Source organism: Streptosporangium sp. NPDC000239 (assembly GCF_040300765.1).
Taxonomy (GTDB): Bacteria; Actinomycetota; Actinomycetes; order Streptosporangiales; family Streptosporangiaceae; genus Streptosporangium.
The window spans coordinates 81642-100078 of sequence record NZ_JBEPEI010000020.1 but is presented as its reverse complement, the minus strand read 5'-3'; the positions used below and the strand labels follow the sequence as shown (position 1 = coordinate 100078).

Annotated in this window: 17 protein-coding genes; 8 read left to right on the top strand and 9 right to left on the bottom strand. The window is 71.4% G+C overall.

Translation table 11 applies throughout. The features are described from left to right. Positions 1-28 precede the first annotated feature (28 nt). Entirely contained in the window at positions 29-1729 is a 1701-nt protein-coding gene (sppA, locus tag ABT340_RS34890; protein ID WP_352015164.1) for a signal peptide peptidase SppA, read from the top strand. Here the strand turns inward: sppA and ABT340_RS34885 are convergent. Beyond that, positions 1698-2957, bottom strand: coding sequence for a multidrug effflux MFS transporter (locus tag ABT340_RS34885; RefSeq protein WP_352015163.1), 1260 nt, complete (start codon positions 2955-2957; stop codon positions 1698-1700). The two genes, sppA and ABT340_RS34885, sit on opposite strands and share 32 nt — an antisense overlap. 191 nt (positions 2958-3148) lie before the next feature. Between ABT340_RS34885 and ABT340_RS34880 the strand changes: the two genes are divergently transcribed. After that, a complete protein-coding gene (locus ABT340_RS34880; RefSeq protein ID WP_352015162.1) occupies positions 3149-3655 on the top strand; it encodes a MarR family winged helix-turn-helix transcriptional regulator in 507 nt (168 codons plus the stop codon). A 22-nt stretch (positions 3656-3677) separates the two neighbouring features. Here ABT340_RS34880 and ABT340_RS34875 read toward each other — a convergent pair whose 3' ends face one another. The 5 genes from ABT340_RS34875 to ABT340_RS34855 form a co-directional block, all read right to left on the bottom strand. Then, positions 3678-4160: a flavin reductase family protein gene (locus ABT340_RS34875; protein WP_352015161.1), complete on the bottom strand. Its 483-nt coding sequence runs from the start codon at positions 4158-4160 to the stop codon at positions 3678-3680. Positions 4161-4235: 75 nt separating this feature from the next. Then, entirely contained in the window at positions 4236-5162 is a 927-nt protein-coding gene (locus ABT340_RS34870) for an ABC transporter substrate-binding protein (RefSeq protein ID WP_352015160.1), read from the bottom strand. A gap of 37 nt (positions 5163-5199) precedes the next feature. Continuing rightward, the gene (locus tag ABT340_RS34865) at positions 5200-5871 is read right to left on the bottom strand and encodes an ABC transporter permease (RefSeq protein WP_352015159.1); all 672 of its coding nucleotides are present in this window, start codon (positions 5869-5871) and stop codon (positions 5200-5202) included. After that, complete coding sequence (locus tag ABT340_RS34860) at positions 5868-6530, bottom strand: ABC transporter permease (RefSeq protein WP_352015158.1); 663 nt, start codon at positions 6528-6530, stop codon at positions 5868-5870. Before ABT340_RS34860 ends, ABT340_RS34865 begins: the two co-directional genes overlap by 4 nt. Beyond that, positions 6523-7626 carry an ABC transporter ATP-binding protein gene (locus tag ABT340_RS34855; protein WP_352015157.1) on the bottom strand — a complete coding sequence of 368 codons (1104 nt, stop codon included), beginning with the start codon at positions 7624-7626 and terminating at the stop codon, positions 6523-6525. The genes ABT340_RS34860 and ABT340_RS34855 overlap by 8 nt, the downstream gene beginning before the upstream one ends. Positions 7627-7906: 280 nt before the next feature. Here ABT340_RS34855 and ABT340_RS34850 point away from each other — a divergent pair, with 280 nt between their 5' ends. Next, on the top strand, positions 7907-9667 hold the full coding sequence (locus ABT340_RS34850) for a hypothetical protein (protein ID WP_352015156.1): 1761 nt from the start codon (positions 7907-7909) through the stop codon (positions 9665-9667). Between the two features lie 17 nt (positions 9668-9684). Here the strand turns inward: ABT340_RS34850 and ABT340_RS34845 are convergent, their stop codons facing one another. Beyond that, a complete protein-coding gene (locus tag ABT340_RS34845) occupies positions 9685-10092 on the bottom strand; it encodes a hotdog family protein (RefSeq protein ID WP_352015155.1) in 408 nt (135 codons plus the stop codon). A gap of 614 nt (positions 10093-10706) precedes the next feature. Between ABT340_RS34845 and ABT340_RS34840 the strand changes: the two genes are divergently transcribed. The 5 genes from ABT340_RS34840 (at position 10707) to ABT340_RS34820 (ending at position 15559) form a co-directional block, all read left to right on the top strand. Then, a complete protein-coding gene (locus ABT340_RS34840) occupies positions 10707-11315 on the top strand; it encodes a TetR family transcriptional regulator (protein ID WP_352015209.1) in 609 nt (202 codons plus the stop codon). A gap of 118 nt (positions 11316-11433) precedes the next feature. Beyond that, positions 11434-12468, top strand: coding sequence for an MBL fold metallo-hydrolase (locus ABT340_RS34835; RefSeq protein WP_352015154.1), 1035 nt, complete (start codon positions 11434-11436; stop codon positions 12466-12468). Positions 12469-12505: 37 nt separating this feature from the next. Then, positions 12506-13180 carry a FadR/GntR family transcriptional regulator gene (locus tag ABT340_RS34830; RefSeq protein WP_352015153.1) on the top strand — a complete coding sequence of 225 codons (675 nt, stop codon included), beginning with the start codon at positions 12506-12508 and terminating at the stop codon, positions 13178-13180. A 77-nt stretch (positions 13181-13257) separates the two neighbouring features. Beyond that, complete coding sequence (locus ABT340_RS34825; RefSeq protein WP_352015152.1) at positions 13258-14250, top strand: Lrp/AsnC family transcriptional regulator; 993 nt, start codon at positions 13258-13260, stop codon at positions 14248-14250. 103 nt (positions 14251-14353) lie between these two features. Further along, a complete protein-coding gene (locus ABT340_RS34820) occupies positions 14354-15559 on the top strand; it encodes a cytochrome P450 (protein ID WP_352015151.1) in 1206 nt (401 codons plus the stop codon). A 47-nt stretch (positions 15560-15606) separates the two neighbouring features. Here the strand turns inward: ABT340_RS34820 and recD2 are convergent, their stop codons facing one another. Next, the gene (gene recD2, locus ABT340_RS34815; RefSeq protein ID WP_352015150.1) at positions 15607-17781 is read right to left on the bottom strand and encodes an SF1B family DNA helicase RecD2; all 2175 of its coding nucleotides are present in this window, start codon (positions 17779-17781) and stop codon (positions 15607-15609) included. 67 nt (positions 17782-17848) lie between these two features. Further along, positions 17849-18415 (bottom strand): TetR/AcrR family transcriptional regulator, encoded by a 567-nt coding sequence (locus tag ABT340_RS34810; RefSeq protein ID WP_352015149.1) that lies wholly within the window; start codon positions 18413-18415, stop codon positions 17849-17851. Between the last annotated feature and the right edge of the window lie 22 nt (positions 18416-18437).

Below are 18437 nucleotides of genomic sequence, written 5' to 3'. Positions count from 1 at the left end.
CGCCAAGACGTCGCTTAGGGTGTCAAGCATGGATGCGACCAAGGTGATCATCGACACCGTCGACCGGTTCAGGCAGCGGCGGACCGCTCCGCTTGTCCTTGAGCTCGACCTCACCGAGGGGCTCTTCGAGGGGCCTCCCGCCGACCCTCTGGGCGCGATCCTGTCCATGCGCAAGACGCGGCTGGCCGACGTGCTCTCCGGTCTGCGGCGCGCGGCGAAGGACCCCAGGGTCAGGGCGCTGATCGTCAAGGTCGGCACCCGGCCCCTCGGCCTGGCGACGGTTCAGGAGCTACGGCGGTCGGTGACCCGGCTCAGGGAGGCGGGCAAGCTGACGGTGGCCTTCTCCGAGACCTTCGGGGAGTTCGGCGCGGGCACCGTCCCCTACTACCTGGCCACCGCCTTCGAGAAGGTCTACCTGCAGCCCTCCGGCGACGTCGGGCTGACCGGCGTCTCCCTCGAACAGCGCTTCCTGCGGGGCGCGCTCGGCAAGCTCGGCGTCGAGTACCAGATCGGCCAGCGGCACGAGTACAAGACGGCCGCCAACACCTTCACTCAGGACCACATGACCGACGCCCACCGCGAGTCGCTGGGCCGCATCACCGAGTCGGTCGTCGAGCAGGTCGTCGCGGGTGTCGCCGAGGGTCGCGGCCTCGAACCCGCCAAGGTCAGGGAGCTGATCGACCGGGGGCCGTTCATCGGCGCCGAGGCGGTCGAGGCCGGGCTCGTCGACCGGCTCGCCTACCGCGACGAGGTCTACGACGAGGTGCGCAGGGCCGCGGGCGAGGAGTCCCTGCTGCTCTACGTCGGCCGTTACGCCAAGGGACCGATCGCGGGCAAGCTCCCGCAGCCGGGCGGCCAGACGGTCGCCCTGGTGCACGGCAGCGGCCCGATCCGGCTGGGCCGCAGCGGGCGCAGCCCCCTGGGCGGCGGCGAGGCGATGGGGTCCGACACCGTCTGCGCCGCGTTGCGCGCCGCCCGGCGCGACGAGCACGTCAAGGCCGTCGTCTTCCGGGTGGACAGCCCCGGCGGGTCCTACGTGGCCTCCGACGCCATCTGGCGTGAGGTCGTGCTCACCCGCAGGGCGGGCAAGCCCGTGGTCGTCTCGATGGGCGACGTCGCGGCCTCCGGCGGCTACATGGTCTCGATGTCCGCCGACGCGATCGTGGCCCAGCCGGGCACGCTCACCGGCTCCATCGGCGTGTTCGGCGGCAAGGCCGTCATCGGCGGCCTGCTGGACAAGATCGGTGTCTCCACCGAGTCGGTCGGGGAGGGCGCCAACGCCGGGATGTTCTCCTCGACGCACGCCTTCTCCGAGGCCCAGTGGGAGCGGATCAACGTCTGGCTCGACCGGGTCTACGACGACTTCGTCAACAAGGTGGCCGAGGGGCGCGGCCTGTCACGGGAGCGCGTCCACGAGCTGGCCAGGGGCCGGGTCTGGACGGGCGCCGACGCCCACGAGGGCGGGCTCGTCGACGTGCTCGGCGGCCTTGAGGACGCCCTCGCCCTGGCCCGGCGCAAGGGCGGTCTGGCCGAGGACGCCCCGGTGCGCGCCTACCCCCGGCTCAACCCGATCGAGCGCCTGCGCCCGGCGGACTCCAGCGAGGACAAGGCCGCCGCCATGACGCGGCTGCGCCTTGAGTCGTGGGGGCCGCTGGCCCACCTGGCCGCCGAGCTCGGCCTGCCGTCCTACGGGCCGCTCATGCTTCCCGGGTCGTGGACGATCCGCTGAGCCGTACCGGCTCTCCGTGGCCCTGCCACGGACGGGCGAACGCCAGGGCCAGGGCGGCCAGTGCGAGAGCGACCAGCATGACCGCGGCCGTCGGCGTCGGGCTGTCCGTCCCGAACAGGCCCGCCAGCGGGGAGGCGGCGGCGCCCAGCACGAACTGGGTGCCGCCGAGGAGGCCGGAGGTGGCTCCCGGGGCGTCGTGACCGAGGGCCTGGACGATGGTCGTGCTCGCGGGCAGGACGAGGCCGAAGCCGACGATGACCAGGAAGAAGCAGACCCAGGTGACGACGAGCCCGCCGCCCGTGGTGAGGAGCACCACGAGCAGTACGGCCGTCGCCGCCAGGGCGGTGCCCAGGCCCACGGTCAGCAGGGCGTTGATCCTGACCCGGGAGGCAACCCGCCCGAAGACGATCCCGCCGACCAGCATGCCGAGGGCGTTGACGGCGAAGATGAGGCTGTACTGGGTGGGTGAGACGCCGTAGACGTCCTGGAACACGAACGCCGAGCCCGCGATGTAGGTGAACAGGGCCGCGCCGCAGAAGGAGGAGGTGAGGACGTACCCCATGAGGGCGCGCCTGCCGAACAGCCCGGCGATGGCCCTGAAGGTGGTGCCGACCCCGCCCGAGTGCCTGCGGGAGGCGGGCAGGCTCTCCGGCGCCCAGGCCAGGACGCCCAGCACCAGCAGGACGCCGAAGCCCGCGAGCGCCGCGAAGACGACCCGCCAGGAGGCGACGCCGAGGATGGCTCCGCCGAGCACCGGGGCGGCGATCGGGGCGAAGGACACGATCACCGACAGGGTCGCGAAGTGACGCGGGGCCTCGGGAGTACCGTGGAAGCGGTCGGTGAGGACGGCGCGGCCGACGACCATGCCCGCCGCCCCCGCGACGCCTTCGAGCAGGCGGGCGACGTTGAGCACGTCGACGTTCGGGGCCAGTGCGCAGACCAGCGAGAACACCGTGAACAGTGTCGCGCCGCCGAGCAGGACCTTACGGCGGCCGACGGCGTCGCTGACCGGGCCGAGCAGGATCTGCCCGACGGCCAGGCCGATGAGGAAGGCCGTCATGGACAGCTGGACCGACGACTCGGTCGTGCCGAGAGACCGGACCAGCCCGGGGAAGCCGGGGACGTACATGTCCGTGGCCAGCGGGGCGACGGCGCCGAGGGCGGCGAGCACGACAAGCAGCCGTCCGACGTGTTCCGGCGGCCGTTCACCGGTCGCTGCGTCTGTCACTGTGTCTGTCACTGCGTCTGTCACTGTGTCTGTCGCTGTGGGGGCGGCGAGAGGGGGGTCCTTGGGCATGGCACGAACTGCTTTCTCGCCACCGGGCGAACGTGACGCCGCTACGATGGGCGACATCGGCAACAGGTAGTTAACTAGTTAACGGATATAAGTAGTTTATAGGTTAACGAATTGGAGGGCTCATGCAAGCCCCCGCCCAGCAGGTGTACGAGCGGTTGCGGCAGATGTATCCAGGCCTCGACACCTCCTCGATGGAGGTCGTCGGCCCGCTGAAACGGGTTCAGGCGCTGCTCGACCTGGCCATCGAGCCACTCTTCGCCGGCGCCTCGGTGACCTCCCCCGAGCTGGACGTGCTGCTCCGGCTGCGGTACGCCGAACAGCCGACGATCGCCAGGCAGCTCGCCAGGCAGATGAGCCGCTCCCCCGCCGCGCTGAGCAAGACCCTGGCCAAGCTGGAACGGCGTGGCTACATCAGCCGCACCGCCAACCCCGCCGACCGCAGGGCCGCCCTGGTCCACCTCACCGACGAGGGCAGCGAGGTCGTGAACACGCTGTTCCCGCAGCAGCTCGCCGTCGAGGTGCGCCTCCTCAGCGGCATGACCGCCCAGCAGCGAGCCCAGATCATCGAGGGGCTCACCCAGCTGGTCAAGGTCATGGAGGCGGGCCTGCGCGACATGACGGCCCCCTGAACGCGCCCCCGGTACGGCGGGCTCAGCCGCCGGCCGGGCGGTAGCGGGCGCGTAGCCGTACGAGAGGGGTCAGGCCGGGGGTGACGTAGTCGACGGCCAGCACCCTGGCGACGAAGAGCGTGTGGTCCCCGGCGGGGACGACCTTGATCGTCTCGGCCTCCAGGGCGGTCACTCCGCCGTCCACGACGAGTGCCTCGCTCAGCTCGCCCCGGTGGTGCGGCGTTCCGGCCAGCAGGAGCCGGGCGCCGGGACGGCCCGCGGTGGCGAACCGGCTGGCGATCGCCTTCTGCCCGCCGGACAGCACACTGGCGGCCCAGCGGTCACGGCGCAGCAGCAGTTCGTTGAGGTAGCCGCCGCTGTCCATGCTCACCATGACCAGCTGCGGATCGAGCGAGACCGAGGTGAAGGTGCCGACGGTCGCCCCCACGTCGTCACGCTCGTCCTTCACCGTGACGACCGTCACGGCGGTCGGCACCTGTCCCATGGCCTCGACGAACTCGTTCATTGGTCAATCATGGCGAAAACGGCGCACGGCCCGCGCCGCGGGGCGGCACGGGCCGTGCTGGAGGACCGGCGGGGGTCAGGCGAGACCGTTCTGGGTCAGCCAGTCCTTGGCCACCGTGGCGGCGTCGGCCTTGTCGATCGAGACGCGCTTCATCAGCGTGAGCAGCCCGGCGGTGTCGAGCTTGGCGGAGACCGCGTTCAGCGTGCCGGTGACGGTCTCGTTCACCCCGGCCTTGTTGACCAGGGGCGCGACGTTGCCCGCGCCGAAGACGTGCTTGGTGTCCTGCAGCGAGACCAGGCCGTTGATGATCACCTTGGGGTCGGTGGTGAAGACGTTGCCGACCTCGATCGTGCCGTCCTTGATGGCGTCGGCGGTCGCGTCACCGGTCTTCTTCCACTCCTTGAACTCCAGGCCGTAGGCCTCCTTGAGGGCCTTCTCCTGGCGGGTCTGGAACTCCGGCGGGCCGCCGACGGTGTAGTTCTTGGCGACCTTGGCCAGGTCCTCGATCGTGACCAGGCCGACCTTCTGGGAGAGCTCCCTGGTCACGGTCAGCGAGTCGCTGTCCTCGGCCGCGGAGGGTTCGAGGACCTCAAGCTCGGCGGGGAGCTTCTCCTTGAGCGCGGCGACGACGTCTTCCTTGCTCTTGGCGGTCGCCGACTTGTCGATGAAGGCGAGCAGCGAGCCGACGTACTCCGGCAGGATGGTCAGGCCACCGCTCTTGACCTGCCCGTAGAGGACCTCACGGCTGCCGATGTTGAGCTTCTTCTCGACCTGGACGCCCTTGGCCTCAAGGGCCTGGGAGTAGATCTCGGCGAGCAGGACGTTCTCCGGGAAGTTCGCCGAGCCGACGACGACCTTGCCCCCGCCACCCCCGGTCGCCGGCGCGGCCCCGGAGTCTGCCGGGGTCGGGGAGGTGTTGGTGAGCGGATCACCGCCACCGCACGCGCTGAGTGTGAGCGCCGCGGCGAGGGTGACCACCACGGTGCTGAAAAGGCGCTTCATCGTGCTTTCCCTTCTAAGGCGGGAGGTAAAGGTGACATTACCGTACGGCGTTACGCCGCCTCACCCCCGGTGAGACCACCAGTCTCTGGATCAGGACGAAGACGAGTTGGACGAGCAGGGCGAGCAGCGCGACGAGCACCGCCCCGGCGAGGGTGCGGGGGTAGTCGTTGGTGGCGAACCCGTCGACGACGTAGCGCCCCAGGCCTCCCAGTCCGACGAAGGCGGCCACGGTCGCGGTCGCCACCACCTGGATCGCCGCGAGCCGCAGGCCCAGCAGGATCAGCGGCAGCGCGACCGGCACCAGCACCCGCCCCAGGACCTGGCCGCCGCGCAGGCCCATGCCGTACGCGGCGTCCCTCAGGTCGGGGTCGACACCCCTGACGCCCTCGTAGGTGTTGACGAGGATGGGCGGCACGGCCAGCGCGACCAGCGGGATCAGCACCGGCAGGTCGGTGCCCAGGCCTGCCAGCAGCACGACCAGCACCAGCAGGCCGAGCGTGGGCAGGGCGCGGGCGGCGTTGGCGCTCAGCACGACCAGCAGCGCCCCCCTGCCGGTGTGCCCGATCCACAGCCCGAGTGGCAGCGCCACCAGCATGGCCAGCAGCAACGCGACCGCGGAGAACTGCAGGTGCTCGGCCAGCCGTACCGGGATGCCGTCGGGGCCCGACCAGTTGGCCGGGTCGCCGAAGAAGTCGACCAGCCAGTTCATGTCGTCCCCCTCGCCCGTGACCACGGGGTGAGCAGCCGCTGGGCCAGCACGAGCAGCGCGTCGGCGATCGCGGCCAGCAGCACGACCAGCACCACGCCCACGATGATCGGGGTGTAGAACTGCCGCTGCCAGCCGTCGATGAACAGGTAGCCGAGGCCGCCCCTGCCCACCAGCGCCCCCACGCTGACCAGGCTGATGCTGGAGACCGCGGCCACGCGCAGCCCGGCCAGCACCACCGGGACCGCGATCGGCAGCTCGACCAGCAACAGCCTGCGCAGCGGGGTGAAGCCCATGGCGACCGCGGACTGGCGCACGTGGTCGGGAACCGAGCCGAGCCCGTCGACCACCGCCGGGATGAGCACCGCCAGCGAGTAGAAGGCGAGCGGGACGATGACCGTCGCCCTGGTGGCCAGGCCCGTGACCGGGATGAGCATGACGAAGACGGCCAGCGAGGGAAGCGAGTAGGTCACGTTCATGACGCTCATGGTCGGCTGGTAGATCCCGCGCCAGCGGACGCAGGCCAGCCCGAGCGGGAGCGCGACGAGCAGCCCGACGACGATCGGCACCAGCGACATGACGACGTGATCTTCGAGGAGGGACTGGATGGAGGGCCAGTTACGCCCGATCCAGTCCCAGCGAACCAGCGGCTCCTCACGCATGGGCGCCCCCGGCGACCCGGTCGAGCGCCTCGTTCAGCGCCTCGCGGGTGACCACGCCCTCGGCCCGCCCGGCGTCGTCGACCGCGATCGCGCACCCCGACGGGGACAGCAGTGTCGCGTCGAGCGCCGCGCGCAGCGAGTCGCGCCCCCTGACGAACGTCCCGTACGGCGCGGGCCGCACGTCGGCGAGCGTGCCCGAGGCGGGCAGGTCGGCGACCCTGACCCAGCCGAGCGGCCTGCCGTCCTCGTCGAGCACCGCCAGCCAGGGATCGGCCGCGGCGCGCAGACCGGCGACCTCGGCGGAGACGGGCGCGGTGAGGTCGGTGCGCAGCCGTACCTCCTGGCCGGGGACGAACGACAGGCGCCTGATGCCCCGGTCGCGGCCGAGGAACTCGCGGACGAAGTCGTCGGCGGGCCTGGACAGGAGGGTCGCGGGGTCGTCGAGCTGGGCGAGGTGGCCGCCGACGCGCAGCACGGCCACCCGGTCGCCGAGTTTGACGGCCTCGTCGATGTCGTGGGTGACGAAGACGATGGTCTTGTTCAGCTCGGCCTGCAGCCGCAGCAGCTCCTCCTGCAGGCTGGTGCGCACGACGGGATCGACCGCGCTGAACGGCTCGTCCATCAGCAGCACCGGCGGGTCGGCCGCCAGCGCGCGGGCGACGCCGACACGCTGCTGCTGCCCGCCGGAGAGCTGGAAGGGGTAGCGCTCGGCGAGCCCGAGGTCGAGCCCGACCCGTTCGAGCAGCTCCATCGCGCGGTCGCGGGCCTTCTTCCTGTTCCAGCCGAGCAGGTGGGGCACCGTCGCGACGTTGTCGACGATCTTGCGGTGCGGGAAGAGGCCCGCCTGCTGGATGACGTAACCGATGCCCCGGCGCAGGGCCGGTGGGTCGATGGTCGTGACGTCGACGCCGTCGAGGAGGACACGGCCCTCCGACGGGTCGATCATCCTGTTGATCATGCGGAGTGAGGTGGTCTTGCCGCATCCTGAGGGGCCCACGAAGACCGTGATCTCGCCCGTCGGCGCCTCAAGGCTGAGACGGTCGACGGCCACGGTCCCGTCGGCGTAGCGTTTGGTGACCCCGTCAAATGTGATCATGCGCAACCCCATGCTTCTCGGCAGGGCCGCGGCCCCCCTGCCACAACCGCCCCATGATCTGTCCGACCGACAGCCTACGGTGGCCCTCCGACATTCGACCCCGTCCCCCCGGCCAAGTCATCCGGGATCGTGAGATATCGAGCAAAAGAGCACTCAATAGTGCCCAGAATCTCGGCGTCTCACCACGATTACCCATATCGTGGACATCGACCCCTCCAGTCACACGTACCACGGGCTTTTCGCCCTCGCTTCTCACCACGACCCCAGAGGAACCGGTCTCGTGAACCAACCGATCCTCGGTCAGCGCTCGCGCGGCGAACTGATTACCGAGCTCTATGACACACACGCCGCCGGGCTGTTCGCCTACTGCCACGACCAGCTGGGCGATCCGGGGGCCGCGGGCACGGCGCTGGCGGCCGTCTTCGCCACCGTCGCCTCCTCTGGCGCCTCCACTCATGCTTCCTCGGGCGCCGTCTCCGACGCACGGCCGCCGCGCGCCGCGCTGTACGCGCTCGCCCGCCGCGAGATCCACCAGCGGGACGTCGTCCACGCCGCCCCGCTGCCCGGCGCCGACCCGGTCTCCCTCTTCGTCGACCGGGTGCTGCACGACCTGCGCCCGCACCAGCGCGAGGTGCTGTACCTGTCCGGCGTGTGCGAGATGGACACCGCCGAGCTGTCCTGGGTGCTCGACGTGGCCGCCGACACGGCCGACGAGCTGACCGTGAGCGCCTGCCGCCGCTTCGCCCAGTCCCTCCAGCTCGCCCTGGTCTCTGCCAGGGTCCCGGCCCACCTGGCCGACGCCTTCGGCGCGCTCGGTGTGGCCCCGATCAGGGACGTGCTCGTCCGCGCCCCGTGGGCCGTCCCGCCCGCCGGACTGCGCGCGGCCGTTCTGGGGCTCCCCGGTGCGCCAGCGCTCCCCCCGGTCTCCCCCACGCGGACCCCGGCGCTGCCGGTCTCGCTCAGGCCCCTGTGGCCGACGCCGCCCGCCTGGCCGCTGCCGCTGGCCGACACCGACGCCCTGACCAGCACCAGCGTCTTCGCCACGCCGGAGCTGCCGCCGCCCTTCTCCCCTGCGGACTTCTTCCCCGCCGCGCCCGCACGGGACAACTTCCCCGACCCCTTCTCCCCGCCGGACCCCGACGTCGTCTCCGCGCACGAGGCGACGACCGAGCCGATGCCCAAGCTCAAGGACTCGGTGCTGAGCGCGCTCGACGAGATCGTCCCGCGCACTCCCCGGCGCAGGCTCCAGCGGCCCAAGCCGCGCGGGGCGAAGCCGCTGCCCGCCCCGATCCCGGGGGACGTGCTCGACGACGCGCCAACCACCCGTCAGGAGGGCGCCACCGAGGACCTGTTCCAGCCGTTCACCCCCGAGCCGAGGCCCAGGCAGCACTCCGACAAACTGGTCGCCGCCGCTCCCAGGGAGACGGCCCCCGAGGACTTCGCCGCCTTCGAGGCCTCCGGGGTCGTGACGCCGCTGCCTGGCTGGCCGCTGCGGGCCGAGGAACTGGACGCCGCCGCCCCGGTCCTCCCCGAACCGGAGGCCGTACGGCCCGCCCCGGCCGGCTGGCCGCTACGGACCGACGAGCTGGGCACCGTGGAGGCCTCTGCGGAGGCCCCTGTGGAGGCCTCTGTGGACTCCTCGGACTTCACGGACTCCGGGGACCGTGCCAGGCACGCGAGGAGGCCGGGCCGGAGCGCCAGGAGAACGGGCGCGCACCGCGGCGCACACGCGGAGCAGCCCGGCGACGACGCCCCGGCCCCCGCGCCCCTCCCCGAGGGCCTTCCCGAAGACCTTTCCGGCGTACCGGACTCCCCTCGGGAGATCCCCGCCGAACCCGAGACCGCCGGCGTCTCGGAGAAGGCCCCCGCCACACGCCTGTCGCGGCTGGGCGGGAGGGCACGCCGCAGGCGCGGGCAGGCCAGGCGGGGCGGGCAGCGCCACGACTGGGCGTGGGAGCTGTTCGGCTTCGTCATCTGCGTGGTCTGCGTGGCGATCGCGATGCTCGTCTTCTTCGCGATGCCCACCCCGCTGACGCCCTGACGCCCGGCCCGGCGCCCTCAGTGGTCGGGGAAGGCGAGACGGACGGTGCCCGAGACGTGTGTTCCGAGGCCGATCTGTCCCAGGACCCGCACCGTGAGCCTCTCGCCCTCACGGGACATGACGGTCCCGGTGAGGGCCAGCGTCTCCCCGGCGTGGGCGGGAAGGCCGAGCTTGACGTTGATCCCGCGGACCAGCGCCTCCGGTCCCGCCCAGTCGGTGACGTACCGCTCGACGAGGCCCATCGTGGTCAGGATGTCGAGGAGGCCGCCCTCAGGGCGGTCACGGTGCGGCGGGGCGAGGCCCGCGGTCGAGGTCAGCGTGATCGTGGCGGTGGGCAGAAGGGTTCCGACCTCGACGAACGCCGCCTCCTTCCCGGGAGGCCCGCACCTGCGAGCCGACTCGTCATCCTGCTGGCGGTACGTCACACACGACGGCATACCGATACCCACTTCTCCAGGTGGGCGGCCCACGACGCCGCCACCGCCCACACACCTTCCGGCAGTTACCACCACCGTCCTCCCGGCGCCGGGGGTCACGGCGCACGGCGAGGCCGCGGGTCCTCGCCGTGACAACCGCGCTCCCGCGACGTGCCACGCCGTACGGCCCGGCGGCCCGGTCGGTGGGGGAAGGACCGCACCCGACGCGTCCCGCCCCCGGCACACCCTTCCAGAAGAAGGCGGTCCCGCCTTTCCCCCTGCCTTCCGGAGGGTACGGCTCGCATGTGTCGGGCTGGTTTTTCCCTCCCCAGGGCGAAAATCCAGTACCCGAGGACTTCCGCACAGTGGGGTAGAACCAATTACATTTTTCACCCCGCCCCATACCTGCCCCATGGTGACGACAGGGCTCCATAACACGCGTGACATGTGGAGACAGAGATCCCCTGTAACTGACAGATAACCCACCGGAGCGGGCGAAGGTCAGATAACGTGTTCTCATGCGTACCCCGCGTGCGGCCGTGGGTCTCCCGGTCGCCCCGCGCCCCGGCGGAGCCCCGGCCACCGGCGGCGCCGGACCGGCCACGATCGAGGGGGCATCCGGCATGCAGAGCGAACCGCACCCGAGCGGTGTCCGCGCGAGAAGCCAGCACCAGCGCCGAAGGCGCATCGTCCAGGCCGCCGCGGCCCTGGCCTCCCTCGGCGGCGTCGAGGCCATGCAGATGCGCACCGTCGCCGAGCGCGCGGGGGTCGCCCTCGGCACGCTCTACCGCTACTTCCCCTCGAAGATGGACCTGGTCGTCGCGGTCGTCAGTGACGAGATCGACCTGATCGAGGGCAGCGTCGAGCGCAGGCCCCCGGCCACGACCACCCCCTCGGGCCGTGCCGTGGACGTGCTGATGCGCGCGACCCGGGGTCTGATGCGCGAGCCCGAGCTGGCCGACGCCCTCGTCCGTTCGCTGATCATGGCGGAGATCGACACCCCGTTCGCCGAGCGGGTGACCGGCCTGCTGCTGCGCGTCTCCGGGCACGAGCCCGACGCGCGGACGGTGACCGAGGAGCAGCGCGTCCTCGCGGGTTCGCTGACGAGTGTCTGGGTGCACGAACTGCTGGCGATGCTCAGGGGGCAGCGGACCTACGACCAGGTCCAGCGTCATCTGGAGATCACCGCCACCCGGCTGCTCGCCGATTTCCCCGCCCCGCCTTCACCCTGAAGGCCGGCACGCGTTACTGTCGGCGAGGCGAACAGACTAACGTTCTAGAGCGACGCGCCGGGAACCCCCTGGACCGTGGAGCCGCCGGGACGACGCCGACAGACAGGGAGCGCCGCCGTTGAAATCCCTCCGCAGGCCCTACAGCGAACAGCGTCCGACCGACATCGGTGGCGGGGTGTGGAGCGTGCCCGTGCCGATCCCCGGCAACCCCCTCGGATACACGTTGATCTACGCGATCGAGTCCCCCGCCGGGCCGGTGCTGGTCGACGCGGGCTGGAACCACCCCGACGCCTGGCTGGCCCTGCGGGACGGGCTGGCCGCCACGGGCATGGACATCCGCGAGGTCAGGGGGGTCGTCGTCACCCACTTCCACGCCGACCACGCCGGACTCGCCGGTCAGGTGCGGCAGGAGTCCGGGGCCTGGATCGCCATGCACGAGGCCGACGCCGAGCTGGTCGGGACCATGCGCGAGGCCGAGGAGGACGCCCAGCGCACCGAGCGGGCCGGGATGCTGCGCCGGGCGGGAGCCGGCGCGGCCGAGATCGAGGCGGTGACCACCGCCTACCGTCCCGAGCCCCCCGCCGCACCGGACAGGACGCTGCGCGACGGCGACATGATCGACATTCCCGGGCGCAGGCTCCGCACCGTCTGGACCCCCGGTCACACCCCGGGTCACGTCTGCCTGCACCTGGAGGACGCCGACCGGCTCTTCACCGGGGACCACGTGCTGCCGGGCATCACCCCGCACATCGGCGTCTACCCCTACGACCGGACCGACATGGACCCGCTCGGGGACTTCCTGGCCTCGCTGGAGAAGGTGGCGGAGCTGGGACCGCTCGAAGCCCTGCCCGCCCATGAGTGGATATTTCAGGACACGGCAGAGCGGGCGCGGGCGATCGGCGCGCACCACGAGGAGAAACTCACCTCCCTGGTGGCCCTGCTGGCCGAGGCGGGCGAGCCGCTCACCATCTGGGAGATCGCCTCACGGATGACCTGGAAGCGCTCCTGGGACGACCTGCCCTCCATGCTGCGCGGCATGGCCGCCGCCGAGGCCGCCGCCCACCTGCGTGCCCTTGAGGTGCGGGGCCGGGTCCGCCGTACCGCCGAGGGGGACCCCAAGGAAGATATGGTGCGCTTCGCCGTACACTCATAGACATCCGATGTCTGAGCGTGACCAGGGAGGACGAAGCGTGGCGGTCACCGACACCGCTATCGACAGGATCAAGCAGATGATCCTGGAGGGCGAGATCCCCCCTGGCGGCAGGCTTCCGAAGGAGGCCGACCTGGCCGAACGGCTCGGCCTGTCGCGCAACTCCCTGCGCGAGGCCGTCCGCGCCCTGGCGCTGATCAACGTGCTGGACGTACGGCAGGGCGACGGCACCTACGTGACCAGCCTGGAGCCTCGCCTGCTGCTGGACGCGATGGCGTTCGTGGTCGACTTCCACCAGGACGACACGGCGCTTGAGTTCTTCCAGGTCCGCCGGATCCTGGAGCCCGAGGCGACCGCGATGGCCGCCACCCGGATGACCGAGGCCGAGATAGCCGAGCTGCACGAGATCCTCACCCGGCTGCCCGAGAACCCGAGCGTCGAGCAGCTGACCGCCAACGACCTGGAGTTCCACCGGCGCATCGCGGCGGGTTCGGGGAACTCGGTGCTGTGCTCCCTCATCGAGAGCCTGTCGGGGCCGACCACGCGGGCCAGGCTCTGGCGGGCCCTGACCAGGGAGAACGCCCTGACCAGGACACGTGAGCAGCACACCGCGATCTACGAGGCCATCGCCGCCCGGCAGCCCGAGGTCGCGCGCGCCTGGGCCACGGTCCATGTCGCCGGAGTCGAGGAGTGGCTTCGTAGCGTGCTCGCCTGAGCGGATATCGCATCATAAAAGATCACAAAGCCGTACTCTTGGGGCGGAACGATTCCCCGACGACGAGGATGCCCCCCATGCAGCCACTCGATGGAGCCGACTTACGGGTGGTGGCCGCCCTTCAGGTGAACGGACGCGCCACCTGGGACCGCATCGGAAGAGTGCTGGACGAGTCGACCCGCAACGTGGCCAGACGGGCCACCCGGCTGACGGAGGCGGGCGTCCTGTCCGTCGTCGGAGTGGTCGACGACCGCCGGATCGGCTCGGCGATCCTGCGGCTGCGCTGCCGGCCCGGTTCGGTGATCGACGTCGGCGCCGCGCTGGCCGAGCTGCCCCAGACCCGGTTCGTCTCGCTGGTCTCCGGCTCCGCCGACTGCACCGCGGAGCTGTGCGTGGCCGACGACGCCCTGGTCGATCTGATCTTCCGGGACATCCCCTCGATCGACGGGGTGGTCGAGAGCACCACCTACCCGGCGCTGCGTTACTTCAAGACCCCCCAGGAGTGGCACGTGGACGTGCTCACCCCGCAGGAGATCGAGGGACTCCTCGAACAGTGGACGCCGCTGCCCGAGCGCTTCCAGCGCGCCGGTGACACCCCCTCCGCCGAGGACGAGCGGATCATCGCCGCGGTCGCCGCGGACGGCCGGGCCACCCACGCGGAGATCGCGGCGGCCACCGGGATCAGCGAGTCGACCGCCCGCCGCAGGCTGGACTCCCTGCTCCGCAGGGGCATCCTGCGCATCCGCGCGGAGATCGAGCCCGCCTACCTGGGCCTGCCGATCGAGGCCGCGCTCTGGCTGCGGGTCGCGGAGCGGGAGGTCGAGACGGTCGGCCACGCCCTGGCCAGGCTGCCGAAGGTGAGATACGTCCTGGCGGTGGCGGGCGACCACCAGCTCGTGGCCCACGTGGCCGTCCCCGGCCGTTCCGAGCTCTACGAGATCCTCAGGGAGATCGGCGGACTGACCGGGATCAGGGCGATCGAGACGACGATGACCCTCCTGCCGCTGAAACGCGGCTTCATCATCAAGCGGGACGGCGTCGCCGACCGCTGGGCGGGCCCGATCGGCTGACCCGGGTCCCTCAGACCGGTGCGGGGGCACCGGTTCTCGCAGACCGGAAGGCACGCGCGCCGCAGGGAAGATGCGCATACGGTTCGCCCTAGGAGGGACTCAAATGGACATCAATCTTGTGGACAAGGACGTCTACGCGCGCGACGGCGCACCCCACGACCAGTTCCGCTGGCTGCGCGCCAACGCCCCCGTCTACCTGCACGAAGGCGAGCCCGAGCGGGACTGGCCGCCGTTCTGGGCGGTGACCAGGCACGCCGACGTTGTGCACGTGTCGCGGCGCTCCGACCTGTTCTCGTCGAGCAGGAGACTCGCGCTCTTCGACGAGATGCCCGAGGAGCAGCGCGAGCTCCAGCGGCTCATGATGCTCAACCAGGACCCGCCCGAGCACACCCGGCGGCGTTCCCTGGTCAACCGGGGCTTCACCCCGCGCATGATCAACGCCCTTGAGCAGCACATCCGCGACATCTGTCACCAGCTTCTCGACGAGGTCACCGGGCTCCCGGCGGTGGACTTCGTGCGTGACATCGCGGCCCCGCTGCCGCTCTACGTGATCTGCGAGCTGCTCGGCGCCCCCGTCGAGGACCGTGACAAGATCTTCAACTGGTCCAACCAGATGATCGGGGCCGACGACCCCGAGTACTCCTCCGGCCCCTCCGCCGGTCAGGCGGCGGCGGCCGAGGTGTACGCCTACGCCAACGCGCTGGCGGCGGAACGGCGCGAACGGCCCCGCGAGGACATCGCGACCAAACTGCTCCTGCCGGACGTCACCGGGGAGACCCTCGACGAGAACGAGTTCGACCTCTTCGTACTGCTGCTGGTCGTCGCCGGCAACGAGACCACCCGCAACGCGGCCTCCGGCGGGATGCTGGCCCTCTTCGAGCACCCCGAGCAGTGGCGGCGGCTGGTGGCCGACCGCGCGCTCGCCGCCCCGGCCGCCGACGAGATCGTCCGCTGGGTCTCCCCCGTCAACCTCTTCCGCCGTACGGCCACGGCCGACACGGTGATCGGCGACCAGGAGATCAAGGAGAACGACAAGGTCGTGGTGTTCTACGGCTCCGCGAACCGGGACGAGGAGGTCTTCGCCGACCCCGACGTCTTCGACATCGGCCGTTCCCCCAACCCGCAGATCGGCTTCGGCGGGGGTGGTGCCCACTTCTGCCTCGGCAACCATCTGGCCAGGATGGAGCTCCGGGTGCTCTTCGAGGTCCTCGCCGAGCGTTTCCCCGGCCTGACCCAGGCGGGTCCCGCCCGGCGGCTGCGCTCCAACTTCATCAACGGCATCAAGGAGCTGCCGGTCACCCTCTCCTGACCCGCTCCCGCGCCTGCGGCGGCCGCCCACCGGTCCGCCGCGGGCCTTCAGGCGCGCAGGCCCAGCGTGAGCCGCAGGGTCAGGCCGGTGTTGCGGCGCAGGCCGAGACGGCGCACGGCCAGTTCGAGCGCCTCGCGCTGACCGACCAGCACCACCCACGCCTTCGCCCGGGTGACCAGGGTGTAGAGCAGGCCCCTGCGCAGCATCACTCCCCCGGCCTCGGCCACGACGGGCGCGACCACGAAGGGATATTCGCTGCCCTGGGAGCGGTGCACGCTGATCGCGTAGGAGTGGGTCAGCTCGTCGAGCTCGTCGAAGGTGTAGCGGACGGTCTCCCCGTCGCCGGTGCGCAGCTCCAGCACCCGGTCCTGCGGGAGCACCGCCGTGACGGTCGCGGTCTCCCCGTTGAAGACGCCCTTGTCGTAGTTGTTGCGGATCGGCATGACCCGGTCGCCGACCCGGAAGACCGACGGGCCCGACCAGTGCTCGGCCGTACCCTCGCGTGCGGGGTTGAGCCGCTCCTGAAGGCTCCGGCCCAGCTCGGCCGTACCGGTCGCGCCCTTGCGCATCGGGCACAGCACCTGGACCTGGTCGCCGCCGACGCCCTGCTTGCGGGGAATGGCCTCGGTGGCCAGGTGGACCACCCGGTCGGCGACCAGCTCAGGGTCGTCCAGCTCCTCGAACCAGAAGCCGCCCCCGCCGGGCAGGTCGGGCAGCCGGCCCGACCTGATCCGGTGGGCCGCCCTGACGATGCCGCTGTCCTGGGCCTGCCGGAAGACGTGGGTCAGCCGGACGCGTGGGATCTCCTCGACCCCGAGCAGGTCGGCCAGCACGTTGCCCGGCCCGATGCTGGGCAGTTGGTCCCCGTCCCCGACCAGCAGCAGGTGGCCGCCCGAGGGGATGGCCGCCACCAGGCGGGTGGCCAGCTGCAGGTCGAGCATCGACGCCTCGTCGACCACGATGAGGTCGGCCTCCGTCGGCAGCCGCTGGAAGAGCGTCCCCTCCTCGGGGTCCGCCCGCTGGGCGAGCATCCGGTGCACGGTCATCGCGGGCAGGCCGGTCAGCTCGGACAGGCGCTTGGCCGCCTTGCCGGTCGGCGCGGTCAGGGTCACCCCGCCGCCCATCGCCCGCACGGTCGCCGCGATCACCCGCACCGTGTGGCTCTTGCCGCAGCCGGGACCTCCGGTGATGACCGAGACGGTGCTGGTCAGCGCGAGGTTCACCGCGGCCCGCTGGTCCTCGTGCAGGCTCTCGTCGTCGGGGAAGGGCCGCAACGGAAGCGTCGAGGCGGCCCGCAGCAGCCTGGTCAGGTGCGTGGCGAAGGCGACCTCGCGGCCGTGCTGCTCCTTGGCGTAGACCACGAGGCCGGGCCCCGCGGGTGACTCCTCGACGACGACCGCGCGCTCGGCGGCCAGCGCGTCGACGGCCCGCCGTACGGACTCCTCCTCCTGCTCGACGAGGGCGGCGGCCGAGGGGAGCAGGACGGTCAGCGGCAGGTAGCAGTGCCCGTCGCGGGCCGCGGCCATCTCCAGGCGGTCGAGCACCGCGGCCTGGAGGCGGCGCGGGCTGTTCTCCGGCACCCCCGAGCGCAGCGCGATCCGGTCGGCGGTGTGGAAGGCGATGCCTCTGACCTGGCCGATCAGCCGGTACGGATCACGGGTGAGGATCTCGCGGGCGTCGTTTCCGTAGACCTGGTAGATCTTGGCCGCGAGCAGCGGGCTGATCCCGAAGCCCTGCAGAACGACCATCAGCTCGGCGACCGCCTTCTGCTCGGCCCACGCCTGGACGATCTGCGCCTGCCGGGTCGCGCCGATGTTGACGACCTCGGTGAGGCGTTCCGGCTCGGTGTCGATGACCGTGAGCGTCCGCTCGCCGAAGTGGCTGACGATGGCGTGGGCCAGGCGGGGCCCGATGCCGCGGACCAGGCCGGAGCCGAGATAGAGCCTGATCGCGCGCACGGTCGAGGGGACGACCCGCTCACACCGCCTGACCAGCAGGCGGCTGCCGTGACGGGGGTGCTCGTCCCACTCACCGGTCAGCCTGAGCGTCTCGCCCGGCTGCACGCCGGCCAGGGCGCGCCCCGAGGCGACGAAGGCCGCCGGGGCGCCCTCCTGGTCGTCCGCGCTCATCCGCGCGACGGTGTACTCGTCGTCGCGGACGTAGACCAGCTGCTCGACGGAGGCTTCGAGCTCCGTCGCGCGCGCTGTGGCGAGCACGGTCACCGTGCGCTCCCGGGAATCGTGTGCGGCACCTCTTCTCCAGGACACTAGCGGGCGACTGCGACAAGTCTCAGGTGGCGCGGGACTCCAGCGCGTCCAGGATGAGGTCGATCGCGGCGTCGAAGGTGGTCTCGGCGTCCCCTTCCGGGTCCAGCCCGGCGAGCAGGCCGCCTGTCTCGGCGGTCAGCAGGCCGGAGACGAAGGTGTAGAGCACCGTGCGGACGCGCACCAGCTCCCCGGCGGGAACCCCGGCGGCGGCCAGGACCCGGTTGAAGACCACCCACATGTTCTCCTCCTTCTCGACGAGGTCGGGGTGGGTGTTGACGTAGGACCACAGGGCCGGGTGGGAGAGCGCGATGGAGCGGTAGGCGTGGGCCAGCGCGCGCAGCTGCTCCTGCCAGGGGGTGCCGTCGTCGGGGGGCAGGCGCAGCCCGAGGGCGACGGCCGTACAGGCTCCGTGCAGCAGCGCGTCCTTGTTCTCCACGTGGTGGTAGAGCGACATGGGGTTGACGTCGAGTTCGGCCGCCAGCTTCCGCATGGACAGGCCTTCGACCCCGCCTTCGTCGACCAGCCGCAGAACGGCCGCGTATATCTCCTGGGTTGTCAGGGGTTGTCCCCTTCGCGCACTCACTGCCATACACCGTATGGTAGCTTGAGAC